The organism is Hymenobacter sp. UYAg731 (assembly GCF_054061335.1).
In genome coordinates, this window is record NZ_JBSSEC010000003.1 from 349,417 (window position 1) to 364,438 (window position 15,022).

Sequence of the window (15,022 nt, forward strand, 5' to 3'; positions counted from 1 at the left end):
GGCAGCGAAGCATCTCGCGTGCTCCCACATAATCCTGACAATTGAATTACTACCACATGAGAGATGCTTCGCTGCCGCTCTGCATGACGTTCTAATACGACCACCCATCATGGCCAACCCTACCGGTTTCAAAGAATTTTCCCGCGAGCTGCCGCCCAAGGCTGCGCCGCAGGAACGCGTGGCCCACAATCGCGAGTTCGTGGGCACCTACGCCGAAGACCAGCTCACCCAGCAGGCGGCCCGCTGCATGGATTGCGGCATTCCATTTTGCCACTCCGGCTGTCCGCTGGGCAACATCATCCCCGAATTCAACGACGCGGTGCGCGAGGAGAAGTGGGAAGATGCCTACCAGATTCTCAGCGCCACCAACAATTTCCCCGAATTCACCGGCCGCATTTGCCCCGCGCCCTGCGAGGCGGCCTGCGTGCTTAGCATTCACAGCAGCCCGGTGGCCATTGAGGAAATTGAAAAGCACATCATCGAAATTGCTTTCTCTATGGGCTACGTGCAGCCCACTTCGCCGGTGCTGAAATCGGGCAAGACGGTGGCCGTGGTGGGCTCCGGCCCGGCCGGACTGGCGGCCGCCGCGCAGCTGGCGCGGGCCGGCCACACCGTCACCGTATTCGAGCGCGACGACCGGCCGGGCGGCCTGCTCCGCTACGGCATTCCCGATTTCAAGCTCGATAAATGGGTCATTGACCGCCGCATCAAGCTCCTAGAGGACGATGGCATCAGTTTCCGTTGCAACACCGAAATCGGCCGCGACGTGTCAGGCGTAGAACTCACCGCCAGCTTCGATGCCGTGGTGCTGGCCGGCGGGGCCAGCGTGCCGCGCGAACTAAATATCCCCGGCCGCGAGTTGCCAGGCATTCACTTTGCGATGGACTACCTCACCCAGCACAACCGCCGCGTGAGCGAACTCGACGTGGTAGACGAAGTGCTCTGGGTAGAAGGCCAGGACGTGGTCGTCATCGGCAGCGGCGACACGGGCTCCGATTGTGTGGGCACGGCCAACCGCCAGGGCGCACGCAGCGTCACGCAGTTTGCCCTGATGAACCAGCCCGGTTCCGAGCGTCCCGCCCACACGCCCTGGCCGCTGGAGCCACACGTTTTCCGCAGCAGCACCTCGCACGAAGAAGGCTGCCAGCGCTACTGGGGCATCAGCACTAAAGAATTCCTGGCCGATGAAGCCGGCCAGCTCCGCGCCTTACGCGTGAGCGACGTAACCTGGGAAACCGACATCATGGGCCGCCGCCTGAGCTTCGAAGAAGTACCTGATTCCGACCGCGAAATCCCCTGCCAGCGCGTGCTGCTGGCCCTGGGATTCGCCGGCCCCCGCGTGAAGGGCCTGCTGACGGAGCTGGGCGTGGCCCTCGACGAGCGCGGCAATGTGCGCGCCGACGAACAAGCCTATCGCACCTCCCGCCCCAATGTGTTCGTAGCCGGCGACATGCGACGGGGCCAGTCGCTGGTCGTCTGGGCCATTTCGGAAGGCCGCGAGGCGGCGCGGGAAGTCGATGTGTTTTTGATGGGGAAGACGGCCCTGCCGAGCAAGAATGCGGTGGGGATGTTTGCGTAGTAACCAGTCATTGCGAGTGGAGCATAGTGGAACGCGGCAATCCGCCCGCTCTATGCTACCAATGTAGTAATGTGACAAGCCCCGACATTGCAGAATGTCGGGGCTTATTGTTTCTCAATACTTATTAATCCTATTCATGTCCAATTGCGGATAAACGACCTTTTGAACATAATCCATTATCCAATCACCTGCCTGAATCAATAAATTTTTGCGCCTATTCAATTCCTCAATAGCACGATTCTTTAGATTGGTATCTGGCTTCCAGTCACCTCCATCTTTTACAGAATTATCATAAACAATTATGCACAAGGCATAAAGCAGCACAATCTTTTTATCTGGAAGGGTTTGCGGACTATCCAGTGCCTCAATTATTAACTCCAAGTATTGTACGGTGCCAAGTATCACTTCTTCGTCCTACTGTTCCACATAAAGCTCCTCTTTTTGCGACCATTCCGTAATTAATTCTTTATCCAGCGTGGGCACCGTGAACGAACCTGTAGACCTAATTCCACCACATACAACGCAGCTTGGGCCGAATAATTGAATTGTATCAAAAAGCTCAAAAGCAGCTTCGCGTTTCGTTAGTGCAGCTTTTACTTCAAAGCCGCATTCAGTACACTTTCTATCCACTTGATACTTTTTCATAAAAGGGGTGTACTCAGGAACCGCTTAGCAAAGTAACATCCTCCGAGTTGCATACAATTTGCCCTAATCCACCCGCTCCTCCCCCACCACAGTATACAGCGGGTCGTCCTCCACGTTCACCTCAATAAGCGCCCCCGCGTTGCTCAGCAACTGGCGGCAATCGGGGCTGAGGCGGCGCAGGTGCAGGGTTTTGCCGGCGCGGTGGTAGCGCTCGGTGAGTTTGTGAAGGGCATCGATGGCGGACATGTCGGCCACGCGGCTTTCGCGGAAATCCACTACTACTTCGGCCGGGTCGGTGGCCACGTCGAACTTCTCGCCGAAGGCCTGCACCGAGCCGAAGAAGAGCGGGCCGTAGATTTCGTAGTGCTTCACGCCGGATGCATCGACGTGGTGGCGGGCGCGGATGCGCTTGGCATTCTCCCAGGCAAAGGCTAGTGCCGACACGATGACGCCCAGCAGCACGGCCAGCGCCAGATTCTGGGAAATGGCGGTTACGGCCGTCACGAGCAGCATCACCAGCACGTCGGTGCGGGGCATGCGGCGCAGGATGCGCAGGCTGGCCCACTCAAACGTGCCGATGACGACCATGAACATCACGCCTACCAGCGCGGCCAGCGGCAGCCGCTCAATCACGGGCGCGCCCACCACCACGAACAGGGCCAGCGCCACGGCCGCCACCACGCCCGACAGCCGCCCGCGCCCCCGCGATTCGAGGTTCACCATCGTCTGGCCAATCATGGCGCAGCCGCCCATGCCGCCAGTCAGGCCCGAAGCCACGTTGGCCAGGCCCTGGGCCACGCAGTCTTGGTTGCCCCGGCCGCGCGAGTCGGTCATTTCATCGACCACGGTGAGGGTGAGCAGGCTTTCGGTGAGGCCCACCAGCGCCATGATGAAGGCGTAGGGCAGCACCAGCGCCAGCGTGGCCCAGTTCAGCGGCACCTGCGGCAGGTGCGGGGTGGGCAGGCCGCCCGCAATGGAAGCAATGTCGCCCACGGCTTTGGTTTGCAGCCCGCCGAAAATCACCAGCGCCGACACCGTCACAATAGCTACCAGTGAACCCGGCACCGCCTTCGTGAGCTTCGGCAACGTGTACACAATGGCCATCGTGAGGGCCACCAACCCCACCATCAGCAGCAGCGCCGCGCCCGTGAGCCAGTGTTCGGCCCCGGCCGCGTCGCGCACCTTGAACTGTTCCAGCTGCGCCATGAAGATGATGATGGCCAAGCCATTGACGAAACCGTACACCACCGGTTGCGGCACCAGCCGGATAAACTTGCCCAGTTTCAGCAGCCCGATGGCCATCTGAATCAGGCCCATGAGTACCACGGCCACAAACAGGTATTCGATGCCGTGCTGCGCTACCAGACTCACAATGACCACGGCCACCGAGCCGGCCGCGCCGGATATCATGCCCGGCCGGCCGCCAGATACGCTCGTAATCAAACAAATAACAAACGCCGACCCAATGCCCACCAGCGGGCTAATGTGGGCCAGCAGCGCGAAGGCCACGACCTCGGGCACCAACGCCAGTGCGGTAGTGAGGCCGGCGAGGATTTCGTTTTTAGCGTTGCGCTGGTACTGGGATAAATAAGCGGAAACGGAAGACATAAATCACGGAGGAAAAGGCAAAAGAAAAGCCGCACGCTTCCGGGCGGAAGCGGCGGCTCCAGGGTTTCGGGCCAGTCCTCAGGGTGGAGAAAGCTTGAAAATAACGGGGATAATGGAGAGCATATATGCCCGCAAAGGTACGGGTTGGGGTTCGCCTCACTCCCGGCCCCTCTCCTCCGGGAGAGAGAAGCCATGGCAGCGCATTCTTCAACAATCGTCCGGCTTCCCTCTCCTTTTCAGAGAGGGGCGGGGGATGAGGTGAACCCCAAGGCCCGCCGCTAAAACGTGGCTTTCACAATCTTAAAGCGCGGGGCCGTGGCCGTGTACGGATACAGCACATAGGCATCGGAGCCGCGCTTGGTGATGGTGGTGGGGCTGACCGCGCCTGTGGCGAAGCTGCCCGTGGAGGTAGTGGTGGCCCAGGCATCGGCGGTGGTCATGCGGTACACGGTGCTTTGGCTGCCGGCCACCACCAGCAGCGTGGTGTTGTCGAACAGCAGCAGGCCATCGGCTCCGATGAGGTTTTGCGATTTGCCTACCGTGGTGAAGCCGGCGGGGTTGCTGATGGGCACTTTGAACAGGGTGCCGTCGCTGGTTTTGGCCGTGAGCAGGTAGCCGTCAGGATGATACACAATGCCATTCAGGCCGAAGCCAGTACCGCTCAGCTGCGCATTTTCCAGAAACACGGTGGCGTTGCCCTGCAAATCCACTTTGTAGATGATGGGCGACATGCTGTCGGTGATGTAGGCGTTGCCGTCTTTGTCTACGGCAATGTCGTTGGCGAAGTGGCTGGGGTAGGCAGCGGCGGCGGGAAGCGTAGCCAGATTCACGAAGCTGGTGAGCGCGCCGGTGCTGCTGTTGAAGATGGCCAGAGCCGCCAGCTTCCCTTTGGTGGGCGCATTCATCACGCTGGGGTTGAAGCCATTGTCGGACACGGCGGCCAGCAGGCGCTGGCGGCCGGCATCAAGGTTGAGGCCGATGGTGGAAATCAGGCGGGAATCCTTGCCGAACTCCGTATAGGTGCTGTCGTCGCGCACGGTGCCGACGCTCCCTTTGGTGCGGGAGCTGACGTAAAAGCGCTTGTTGGCTTCGTCGTACTGAATGCCTTCGGGCGAGAGCGCCGGCTGCGGCACAGAGATGCGGGCGGGCGCGGCGGGCGTCGCGGCCACCGGCTCGGAATCTTTGGAGCAGCCGGGCAGCAGCGCCAGCAGGCCCGCCGCCAGGACCGTCAGGCGCACAAAGCGGGGCAATGTAGTGGGGCCGAAGGGGGCTAAAATGGTTTGGGTTATCATAAAGCAGGAATAGTGGTCAATGAATGAGCTATTTGCTTGTACGAACCCAAACCCCACACGGCTGCCCGAAACCGCAGTATGAGGCATTAAAACCACATTAAAATCGGTTTTACATTGCTTGTTGCGCAATGCAAACGCTTCCGCTTCTACCCTATCGCCCGTTGCACCCAGGGCTTGAGCCCTGGCACGCGGGCCAGGCGCACGGCCGCGTTCACCAGCCACGCCTTGTTGCTGAGAAAGCGCATGAGGCGGTAGCTTTTGGCCAGCTTCCGGCCGATTTTGTGCGCTACCTGGGCATCATATTCCCGCATGAATCCGGCGCTAAAATCCTGCTCTGCAAAGCACGCCGCCGCCTGCGCCCCGGCCAGGATGCCGCTCTGAATGGCCGTATCGATGCCGTGGCCCTGCAGGGGGTCAATCAGCGACGCGGCATCGCCGCACAGCATAAACCGGTGCCCACTGATGGGCCGCTCCCGCCCGCCGCCCAGCGGCAGCCCGAAGCCCACAATGGGCCCCAGCGGCCGCGCCTGGGCAAAGCGGCCGGCCAGCTCGGGGTGCTTGCTCAGTACCCGCGTCAGGGTTTCCTTGAGGTCGACTTTGTGTTGCGAGACTATTTCGGACAGCATGCCCAGGCCCACATTGTAGCGGCCCGCACCCACGGGAAACAGCCAGACGTAGCCGGCCAGGTAGTCGCTGCTGAGAAAAAACTCGGTGGTTCCGCTGCTAGCCCCGGCCACGTTTTCGTAGTAGGCCCGCACGCCGGCGCAGTGGTGGGCGCGGTCGAGTGGCGCGGGCAGCAGCTTGCGGCCCACGGCGGAGTTGGCCCCGTCGCAGCCGATGACCAGTTGAACCGTGATTTCGCGGCCTCCGGTGGTGGTCAGGCAGGCGTGGTCGGGCTCAATTTTCAGGGTCTTGAGGCCGGTATTTTCGAGGATGTCGGTGGTTGAATGCTGCCGCACCAGGTCCAGCAGCGCGGCGTCGAACGTTTCGCGGGGGCTGTTGAAGCTGGGCAGCTTCCACTGCAGGGTGAGGCTGGCCCCGCCGGGGGCCACCAGGCGGGAGTCGCGCACGTCGTCGCGCGGGTGGAGCTGCCAGAGCTGCTCCACGAAAGCTGGGTCGAGCTGGCGCAGGGCCTTGAAAGCGTGGCCGGGAATGGCATCGCCGCACACTTTATCGCGCGGGAATCTGGCTTTGTCGAGCAACGCCACGCGCAGTCCGCTCTGGCGCAGGGCCAGTGCGCAGGCCGTGCCCGCCGGGCCGGCCCCGACGATGGCCACGTCGTAATCAAATGGGGAAGAAACAGGCACGGGGCCAAAGGTAGCAGCCGCGCCCGAGCGGCTCCTGCGTCCCCGCCACATTTCCGGCGGATTTGCGTACATTCATTCACACTTCATCTCCTGGCCTTGACTGCTCTACCGAACATCCTGCTCCCGGCCGATGACGCGGCCCGCCTCCAGGCCCTCAGCCGCTACCAGCTGCTGGACGCGCACCGCGAACAAATTCTCGACGATGTGGTGGCTGCCACCGCCCACCTCTTTCGGGTTTCCAATGCCATGCTCACTATGGTGGAGGGCAATACGGTATTGCTCAAAGCGCCTTATAACCTGCCGGTGCCCCTTGAACGCATTCCCCGCGAGCAAAGCCTGTGCTCGGCCACCATCCTGCAAAACGAGACGGCCGTGTTCGAAGACCTTAAGCAAAACAGTGCGCCGGGCGTCGATATTTCCCTCATTCTGCAGTTGGGGCTGCATTTCTACGCCGGCCACAACCTGCGCACGCCCGAGGGCTACAACATCGGCACGCTGTGCCTCTTCGATGGCCCGCCCCGGCACTTCCCCCCCGCCGAGCGCCACCTGCTGGGCCAGCTGGCCACCTTGGTGATGCACCTGCTAGAGCTGCGCCGCACTATGGGGCCGCATTCCGGCCTCACGGCCCTGCTCTGGAGCACCATCTACCGCAGCATGAGCGAGCAGCTGGCGGTGCTCAATACTTTGGCCCGGCACGGTACTTCAGCCCAAAGCCCACTTGCCCCGGATGTGGCCCAGGAGGCTGGTGCCATCGTGGCCAACCTCGACCAGCTGGTGACGGCCACGATGCGCCACAAGTAGCCGCGCAATGCTGCCGGCCGGAGAATTATCCCAGCCCGGTTGGGGTTTGGTTATTATTGCTTCATGCTTCCAGCCCAGTCGCGCAACCCTGACTCCCCGCCCGGGGTACAAGCAGGAACTGACAGTTCGGCGGCACCGGCATCCACCGCCCGGCCCGCCAGAATCATTCGCTTCTTCCTGGCTGCGCCCTCTTACCTGTTTTATTTTGGTTGATAAGTCTATTTCCCTGATACCGGCCAACGACGTGGCCCGGCTCCACGCCCTCGAAGGCTACTACTTGCTGGATGCGCGCAGCGAAAAAGTGCTTGATGACGTGGTGGCCGCCACCGCCCGGCTCTTTGGCGTTTCCAACGCTATGCTGTCCATTGTGGAGAAAGACGAGGTGCTGGTGAAAGCGCCCTACAACCTGCCGGTGGCCATCGAGCGCATTCCGCGCAACCAAAGCCTGTGCTCCGCCACCATTTTGCACGACGACACCGCCGTATTCGAAGACCTGAACCAAGCCAGTGCCCCCGGTGTGGATATTTCCCTGCTCCAGCAGCTGGGCCTGAGCTTCTACGCCGGCCACAACCTGCGTACCCCCGAAGGCTACAACCTCGGCTCGCTATGCGTGTACGATGGCCCGCCCCGTCAATTTGCCCCCGTCGAGCGTGCCCTACTGGCCACCTTGGCTGGCCTGGTGATGCGTCTGCTGGAACTGCGCCGTATCCTGGGCGCGCACGCCGACCGCACTGCCGTGCTCTGGAACCCCGTGTACGGGGCCATCGGTGGGCAGCTGGCGCGCCTCAGCGCCCTGGCCGAGCGCACCACGCCCCCCGGCGGCCCCGCCCAGCTCACCGAGAGTGTAGTAGCCGAGGTACAGGGAATTGCGGGCATTGTCGACCAGTTTGTGACTGCTACGCTCAAGCGGGTTTAGCCCTTGAACGCAGGGGCGGCGTACTTTTGCGCCGTTTCCGTGTTTGCATCATTATGCTTGAAGAAAAGAAGGTAAAAACGCTGGCGTTGCTCGGCGCGACGGGTTCCATTGGCACGCAGGCGCTGGAAGTGGTGCGGCAGCAGTCAGGCCGGTTCCGGGTGGCGGTACTGAGTGCGCAGCGGCAGTGGGAACTGCTGGCCCGGCAGGCCCGTGAGTTTCGGCCCGCCGTCGTGGTTATCGGCGACGAAAACTGCTATCCGCTTCTGAAAGCCGCCCTGGCTGACCAGCCCGAAACCGAAGTCCTGGCCGGCCCCGCCGCGCTGGCCGACGTGGTAACTCTCCCCGAAATCGACATCGTGCTCACCGCCCTTATGGGCTACGCCGGGCTGCTGCCCACGGTGGCCGCCATCCGGGCCGGCAAGGACATTGCCCTCGCCAACAAGGAAACACTGGTGGTAGCCGGCGAGTTGATTACCAGCCTCATCAGGGAGCACAACGTGCGCCTGCTACCCGTCGATTCGGAGCATTCCGCCATCTTCCAGTGTTTGGTGGGCGAGGAGCAGAACCCCATCGAGAAAATCATTCTCACCGCCTCCGGTGGGCCGTTCCGGGGCCGCACCGCCCAGCAGATGGAAGCCGTGACTAAGGCCCAGGCCCTGAAACACCCCAACTGGGATATGGGGGCCAAAATCACCATCGATTCGGCCTCACTCATGAACAAAGGGCTCGAAGTCATCGAAGCCAAATGGCTGTTCGGCCTCACCAATGAGCAGATTGACGTGGTGGTCCACCCGCAAAGCATCGTGCATTCGCTGGTACAGTTCGAGGACGGCTCCCTAAAGGCCCAGCTCGGCCTGCCCGACATGAAACTACCCATCCAGTACGCCCTGGGCTACCCGCAGCGGCTGGCCAACACCTTCCCGCGCTTCTCCTTCCTCGATTACCCTACCCTCACGTTTGAAGCGCCCGACCGGGCCGCGTTTCCCAACCTGGAGCTGGCTTTCGGGGCCATGCGGCGGGGCGGCAACGCGCCCTGCATCCTCAACGCAGCCAACGAAGTGGCCGTGGCCGCATTTTTGCGGGAAGAGGTGGGCTTCCGCCAAATGTCGGACCTCGTGTCCGAGTGCCTGGCGCGGGTATCGTACCTTGCAGAGCCGTTATTGGCCGACCTAGTGGCTACCGACGCGGAAACGCGCCGGCTAGCCGAAAGCTTGGTTTAATTTCTATCGGCCAGACCGTCATGCAGAGCGCAGCGAAGCATCTTTACCTTAGTAGTAATTAATACTACCTCAACGAAGCGGTAAAGATGCTTCGCTGCGCTCTGCATGACGGTCTTCTTTTCTCAACTTCTCCATATCTAGTTCGTTTCCCTTGGCTATCCTCACCATGATTGGCCAGCTTGTGCTGGCCCTTTCTATCCTCGTTGGCTTGCACGAATTCGGCCATTTTGCCTTCGCCAAGCTTTTTAAAATCCGGGTCGATAAGTTCTACATCTTCTTCGACTTCCTGTTTCCGATGCCCAACGTGGCCAACTTCGCGCTGGTCAAAAAGAAGATTGGCGAGACGGAGTACGGCATTGGCTGGTTCCCGCTGGGCGGCTACGTCCAGATTCACGGCATGATTGACGAGACGCAGGACGCCTCGGCCCTGGCCGGCCCGCCCCAGCCCGACGAGTTCCGGGGCAAGCCCGCCTGGCAGCGCCTGCTGGTGATGCTCGGCGGCATCATCATGAACGTGATTCTGGGCATCATCATCTTCACGGCCATGACGGCGCACTACGGCGACACGTTTTTGCCGGCTTCGGAGGCCCGCTACGGCATCTTGCCCAACGGCCTGGGCCGCGAAATCGGCTTCCGCACCGGCGACAAGATTGTGAAAATCAACGGCCGCCCGTTTGCCGAGTTTGATGATGTGTACAAGCCCGAAGTCATCATGGGCGACAATTCCTACTACACCGTGGAGCGCAACGGCCAGCTGGCTGACATCAAAATCCCGAAAAACTTCCTCGACAAATTCGGCAAGCAAAGTGCCGACAGCCTGCTGGTGCGCCCCCGCGAAACCTTTGCGGTGGACCGCGTAACGCCCGGCGGCAACGCCGCCAAAGCCGGCCTGCAAGTGGGTGATGTGATTACGAGCGTGGCCGGCCAGCCGGTGCAATTCTTCGACGAACTTCAGGCCGCCCTGCTGGCCAATAAGGACAAAACCGTGCCCGTGCTGGTGCAGCGCGGCGGCCAGCCCCTCACGCTAAATATCCCGGTTACCAGTTCGGGCCGCATCGGCTTCGAGCGCAAGTCGACCTTGCAACTCGGCACCCGCCAGTACAGCGTGGCCGAGTCCATTCCGCAGGGCGTGAGCAAGGCGTTTGGGGTGATTGGCTTGCAGGCGCGGGCCTTCGGCAAGATTTTCAAGGGCGAGGCCTCGGCTTCGGAAAGCCTGGGCGGGCCGGTTGAGATTGCGCAACAGTTCGGCGGCATCTGGGACTGGCAGCACTTCTGGGGCCTGGCCGGTGGCCTGAGCATGGTGCTGGCCTTCATGAACCTGCTGCCCATTCCGGCCCTCGATGGTGGCCACGTCGTGTTCCTGCTCTACGAAATGATTCTGCGCCGCAAGCCGTCGGATAAGTTTCTGGAAGGTGCCCAGCGCGTGGGCACAGTGATGATTCTGGCCCTGATGGCGTATGTGATTGTGTTCAAGCAGGTGATGAAGCTGTTCCACTAGGAACCGGCAGATTACCTAGAACGTCATGCTGAGCGGAGCCGAAGCATCTCGCGTGCCAATAGTAACTCAATCGTTGGACGAGAGAATTACTATGGCACGCGAGATGCTTCGGCTCCGCTCAGCATGACGTTCTTTTTTCGTTTGCATTTTCCTGCCCCATTTCTCTAAACCAACGCTCGCCCATGCGCCTGCTCACTCTCCTTGCCGCTGCGCTGTTTCCGTTGGCTGGGGCCGCGCCGGCGTTCCACGCCTACCACTCCACCATCACGGAGCTGCGCTACAACGCGGCCAAGAAGCAGCTGGAGATTTCAGTCAAAGTCTTCGTTGATGACTTTGAGAAGGCGCTTTCGCAGGGCCAGCCCACCCGCGTGAACCTCACCGATGCCGGGCCGCGCCCACTGGTGCTGGCCACGGCCTACTTCCAGCGCACCCTACAGGTGAGCGTGGTGACGGGCAAGCCGCTACTGCTGCAAGTGCTGGGCATGCAGGCTGAAAACGACGGCTGCTGGTTCTATTGCAAAGTGCCCCTGTCGGGTCCAGTCACGGCCGTGAAGCTGCGCCAGGCCGTGCTGCTAGACACCTTTGCCGACCAGATGAACATCGTGAACATCGAGGCCAACGGCAAGAAGCAAAGCGCGCTGTTCCGCGCCGGCCACGAGGAGGAAACCCTGGCGTGGTGATGTAGCGTGGACTTTGCGAGTCCGTGTATTGTGCGGGCCATACGCGGACTCGCAGAGTCCACGCTACGTTGAGTCCGCGTTACGCCTCTATCGCGCCGCGCAGAAATTGGCAGAACGGCACCATCGCCGCAAATACATCCACGACATGCGCCCGGAAATCGGCGTGGCTCAGCACTTCAGCGTCGCTCATGATGTGCGTGGCGGTGAAGCTTTTGTGCTTGAGCAGCTCGATTTCGGGGTGGTCAACGGAATAGGCGGCGGGGGATTTTTTGAGCTTGTCGCCGCTCATCTGGCCGAAGTAGCGTCGGAAATCGGGCGCGGCCAGCAGACCTTTAAGCTTGTCGGCATTGTAGTCGATTTCCTGACGGATGGCGGCCAGCTGGGTTTTATCGGGCATATAAAACCCGCCGCCGATGAGCGTATTGCCATTCGGGCCAATCTGGACGTAGTAGCCGGGCGTTTCAATATCCTTGCCGCTGGCCGTGAAGTAGGCCGAAAAGTGCGTTTTGTACGGGTCCTTGTTGTTGCTGAACCGCACGTCGCGGTAGATGCGGAAGATGCTTTTGCGGCCGGCGGGGCCGGCTATTCCCGGGTCAAGCTTGGCCAGCTCCTGAAACCAGAATTCGGCATCTTCCTCGAATTGCTTGCGGAGCTGGTCGTAGGTGGGCTTACGCTCCTGGAACCAGGGCCGGTCGTTGTGGTTAGTGAGGGCGGTGAGGAATGTGAAGAGGGGTTTGAGCTGCATAGCACTGGGTCGGTCAGGAAATGGCGAACTCCCCTCCTTACCAAGGAGGGGATGTTTTCGCGCAGCGAAAACGGGGGTGGTGGCACCGCAGGGTGGTGTTGAACAGCTTTGTTAAACTTTCGTTCGGAATTATTCCACCGCCACCCTGCGGTGCCACCACCCCAGCTGGCGCTGCGCGTCAGCGTCCCCTCCTTGGTAAGGAGGGGAGTTTTTGCTTATTCATCTTCTTCCTCCTCATGCTCCGTTTTGGCCTCGCGCACGGCGGCGCTACGGCGTGGGGCGGGCATACGGCTGTGCTCGCCCCGAATGGCCTGCCAGATATTCTCGTTGAAAGCCATATCGGAGGCGGCGTCTTCGCGGCTCATGTCGAACTTTAGGGAGCGGCGGGCGGGGGCGTTGAGGGCGGTGTTGCGCACATCCTGCGGGGTGGTGGCGGGGCGCAGGGCGTAGGGTTTGAAGTCGGGCTTCGAGGTGAAGCAGGCCCAGAGCGGCGGGGCGGCGGCATCGTACTGGCTCATGGGCGGCAGGCAGAGAATGAGCTCCAGCGTGCGCAGCATGCCGGAGGTAGTGTAGGCGGTATGCACCACGGCGTGGCGGCGAATGTACGGACCCGCGAGGTAGGCCGTGGAGCGGTGCGCGTCGATGTGGTCGGGGCCGTTCTGGGCGTCGTCCTCCACTATCATCACCACCGATTCCTTCCAGACGGGACTTTTGGAGAGGTGCTCCATCAGGCGGCCCAGGGCTAGGTCGTTGTCGGCGGCGTAGCTCAGCGGACTGAGCTCGCCTTTGCGCGCGCCGAACGTGTGGTCGTTGGGCAGGCGGATGATGCTGAGGTCGGGCAGCTGGTTGGCGGCCACGAGGCGGTCGAAATCCTGCTCCCAGATGCGCTCCCGGTCTACGTCGCGCACGTGCAGGTCGAAGCCGGCGTAGGGCTCGCAAAAGTGGCCCTCGATGGCCGGCACGCTGGCTTTGCCCTTGTACACGAACTCGCCGTAGCTACGGTAGCTGCGGCCGGCGCGGCGGCAATAGTCCCACAGAAAGCCGTCCTTGGGCTCGGCCACTTCGCCCCGGTTGCCCTCAAAATCGTACTCGCCGCCCCGGCCACTGTAGTTGCTGGGCCAGCTTTTCTCCACGAAATCGGTGGCGTAGGCGGCGGTGCTCCAGTTGTGACCGTCGGCGCTCACCTCGGCATCCACGTAGAAATTATCGAGGAGCACAAATTCCCGCGTCAGGGCGTGGTGATTAGGCGTCACCTTTTCGGGAAATAAGCAGAGGCTGACGTCGCCGTTACCGGCAGGCAAATCACCCAAAACCTGGTCGTAGGTGCGGTTTTCCTTAATGATGTAGAAGACGTGCTTGATTGGCGAGGCCTCCCCCACGCGGCGGGGCACGGGGCTGCCGGCGGGCACTTCGGGGGCGGCCTCGCGGGCCTTGGTGAAGGGCGTGTTGGCATATACCTGGGCAGAGAACGCGGCAAATGCTTTTTCGTCGGGCACGGGAAGGCGCGAGAGTGAGCCCAGGAGCAGTCCGGCGATGTAGCCCTTACCTTTTTCGCCCACGTCGCGCACGGGGTTGGGACCGTCGGGATTTGGCCGGGAGGTGCTGCCTTTGCCGTTAGCAATCAGGAGCTGATTGCCCACTACGCGCACCGCCGTGGGGTACCAGCCGGTGGGGATGAAGCCGAGCGGCCGGCTGGCGGCCGCATCGCGCACGTCGAACACGGCCAGGCAATTATTATCAGCATTGGCGATAAATAGCTGGGAATCGTCTGCGCTCAGGGCCAGGCCATCGGGCGTGCTGCCGGCGGGCGAGGCGGGAAAAAGCGCCGTATTCAGCGTTTCGGTGACCCGGCCGAGGCGGGTATCAATCACCGAAACCGAGTTGCTGTTGGCGTTGGCCACGAACAGGCGGCGGCCGTCGCGGGTCAGGGCGAGGTCGTTGGGGTGGCTCTCGACGGGAATCGAAGCCAGTAATTGCTGCTTTTCGGTATCGTAAACCGCCACCGCGTGGCCGCCCCAGAGCGTGATGTAGAGCCGGGCACCGTCGGGGCTGAGCAGGGTGCCGTAGGCTTCGGCTGGCAGCTTGAGGGTGCGCAGGATGCGGCGCGTTTTCAGGTCGAAGGTGTAGAGCGAATTGTCTTCCCGCGTCACGGCGTAGAGCACGTTGCGACGGCCATCAACGGCCAGGCCGGCCACGCCGATTTTCTGTTTCGGCCATTTCGCGCCCAGCACCAGGGCGCTATCGGGCTGGAGCTTTCGGCCTTCAATTCGGAAGCAGTGAATGCGGTTGTGCTGCCCGCCGGAGGCGTAGAGCGTGCGGCCATCGGGCGCGAAGGCGAGGCCGGCCCAGGCGGCCGGCACCACGCGGGTATCGAGCACTTGGCCGGTGGCGGCGTCGAGGAGCTGCACCGAGTTTTCGCCCCAGCCGGCGTTGACTACGGCGGCCAGGCGGCCGTCGGGGCTGGTTTGCAGGCTTAGGGGCAGGTCACCGAGGGGCGTGGTGGTGCCGGCGGGGCTAAGCTTCCAGCCATTGGAAAGCCGCGTCTGGCTGGTGCCGGCAATGGGGCCAGGCAGTACGCCGGGCGCTTCGGGCGCGGCCTGGGTGCCAGGGTTGCCGGAGCAGCTTAGCAACGCCAGCAGCGGCAGTAAAGGGGCGAAGCGGCGGAATTTTACTGGATAAAGCATGGCTCAACCGGGACGCGACGCTTTGGCCAGTGCCCGAGCCACGAAGG

The 15,022-nt window shown here is 61.9% G+C and carries 12 protein-coding genes; 6 read left to right on the top strand and 6 right to left on the bottom strand.

Annotated elements, in window-relative coordinates; translation table 11 throughout:
- The first annotated feature begins 109 nt into the window (after nt 1–109).
- The gene (locus tag ACVWYF_RS09565; RefSeq protein ID WP_457067158.1) at nt 110–1,579 is read left to right on the top strand and encodes a glutamate synthase subunit beta; all 1,470 of its coding nucleotides are present in this window, start codon (nt 110–112) and stop codon (nt 1,577–1,579) included.
- 414 nt (nt 1,580–1,993) lie between these two features.
- Here ACVWYF_RS09565 and ACVWYF_RS09570 read toward each other — a convergent pair whose 3' ends face one another.
- The 4 genes from ACVWYF_RS09570 to ACVWYF_RS09585 form a co-directional block, all read right to left on the bottom strand.
- Nucleotides 1,994–2,224, bottom strand: coding sequence for a hypothetical protein (locus ACVWYF_RS09570; RefSeq protein ID WP_457067160.1), 231 nt, complete (start codon nt 2,222–2,224; stop codon nt 1,994–1,996).
- Between the two features lie 63 nt (nt 2,225–2,287).
- A complete protein-coding gene (locus tag ACVWYF_RS09575) occupies nt 2,288–3,832 on the bottom strand; it encodes a SulP family inorganic anion transporter (RefSeq protein ID WP_457067162.1) in 1,545 nt (514 codons plus the stop codon).
- A gap of 278 nt (nt 3,833–4,110) precedes the next feature.
- A complete protein-coding gene (locus ACVWYF_RS09580; protein WP_457067164.1) occupies nt 4,111–5,124 on the bottom strand; it encodes a hypothetical protein in 1,014 nt (337 codons plus the stop codon).
- A gap of 146 nt (nt 5,125–5,270) precedes the next feature.
- Nucleotides 5,271–6,431 (bottom strand): geranylgeranyl reductase family protein, encoded by a 1,161-nt coding sequence (locus ACVWYF_RS09585; RefSeq protein ID WP_457067166.1) that lies wholly within the window; start codon nt 6,429–6,431, stop codon nt 5,271–5,273.
- A gap of 96 nt (nt 6,432–6,527) precedes the next feature.
- Here ACVWYF_RS09585 and ACVWYF_RS09590 point away from each other — a divergent pair, with 96 nt between their 5' ends.
- The 5 genes from ACVWYF_RS09590 to ACVWYF_RS09610 all read left to right on the top strand — a co-directional run bounded on the left by ACVWYF_RS09590 (nt 6,528) and on the right by ACVWYF_RS09610 (nt 11,546).
- Nucleotides 6,528–7,232 (top strand): GAF domain-containing protein, encoded by a 705-nt coding sequence (locus ACVWYF_RS09590; RefSeq protein WP_457067169.1) that lies wholly within the window; start codon nt 6,528–6,530, stop codon nt 7,230–7,232.
- Between the two features lie 205 nt (nt 7,233–7,437).
- Nucleotides 7,438–8,148 carry a GAF domain-containing protein gene (locus ACVWYF_RS09595; RefSeq protein WP_457067171.1) on the top strand — a complete coding sequence of 237 codons (711 nt, stop codon included), beginning with the start codon at nt 7,438–7,440 and terminating at the stop codon, nt 8,146–8,148.
- Between the two features lie 53 nt (nt 8,149–8,201).
- The gene (locus ACVWYF_RS09600) at nt 8,202–9,368 is read left to right on the top strand and encodes a 1-deoxy-D-xylulose-5-phosphate reductoisomerase (RefSeq protein WP_457067173.1); all 1,167 of its coding nucleotides are present in this window, start codon (nt 8,202–8,204) and stop codon (nt 9,366–9,368) included.
- A 151-nt stretch (nt 9,369–9,519) separates the two neighbouring features.
- A complete protein-coding gene (gene rseP / locus ACVWYF_RS09605) occupies nt 9,520–10,866 on the top strand; it encodes an RIP metalloprotease RseP (protein WP_457067175.1) in 1,347 nt (448 codons plus the stop codon).
- A 182-nt stretch (nt 10,867–11,048) separates the two neighbouring features.
- Nucleotides 11,049–11,546, top strand: a complete 498-nt coding sequence (locus tag ACVWYF_RS09610) for a DUF6702 family protein (protein WP_457067177.1) — start codon at nt 11,049–11,051, stop codon at nt 11,544–11,546.
- Nucleotides 11,547–11,625: 79 nt separating this feature from the next.
- Here ACVWYF_RS09610 and ACVWYF_RS09615 read toward each other — a convergent pair whose 3' ends face one another.
- Nucleotides 11,626–12,291, bottom strand: a complete 666-nt coding sequence (locus ACVWYF_RS09615; RefSeq protein ID WP_457067179.1) for a DUF2461 domain-containing protein — start codon at nt 12,289–12,291, stop codon at nt 11,626–11,628.
- Between the two features lie 215 nt (nt 12,292–12,506).
- Nucleotides 12,507–14,975 carry a beta-propeller fold lactonase family protein gene (locus ACVWYF_RS09620; protein WP_457067181.1) on the bottom strand — a complete coding sequence of 823 codons (2,469 nt, stop codon included), beginning with the start codon at nt 14,973–14,975 and terminating at the stop codon, nt 12,507–12,509.
- Nucleotides 14,976–15,022: the final 47 nt, after the last annotated feature.

Coding starts and splice junctions, on each gene's coding strand:
- ACVWYF_RS09570 (WP_457067160.1), bottom strand. CDS start 2,224: ATGAAAAAGTATCAAGTGGATAGAAAGTGTACTGAATGCGGCTTTGAA.
- ACVWYF_RS09620 (WP_457067181.1), bottom strand. CDS start 14,975: ATGCTTTATCCAGTAAAATTCCGCCGCTTCGCCCCTTTACTGCCGCTG.
- ACVWYF_RS09610 (WP_457067177.1), top strand. CDS start 11,049: ATGCGCCTGCTCACTCTCCTTGCCGCTGCGCTGTTTCCGTTGGCTGGG.
- ACVWYF_RS09615 (WP_457067179.1), bottom strand. CDS start 12,291: ATGCAGCTCAAACCCCTCTTCACATTCCTCACCGCCCTCACTAACCAC.
- ACVWYF_RS09580 (WP_457067164.1), bottom strand. CDS start 5,124: ATGATAACCCAAACCATTTTAGCCCCCTTCGGCCCCACTACATTGCCC.
- ACVWYF_RS09565 (WP_457067158.1), top strand. CDS start 110: ATGGCCAACCCTACCGGTTTCAAAGAATTTTCCCGCGAGCTGCCGCCC.
- ACVWYF_RS09600 (WP_457067173.1), top strand. CDS start 8,202: ATGCTTGAAGAAAAGAAGGTAAAAACGCTGGCGTTGCTCGGCGCGACG.
- ACVWYF_RS09575 (WP_457067162.1), bottom strand. CDS start 3,832: ATGTCTTCCGTTTCCGCTTATTTATCCCAGTACCAGCGCAACGCTAAA.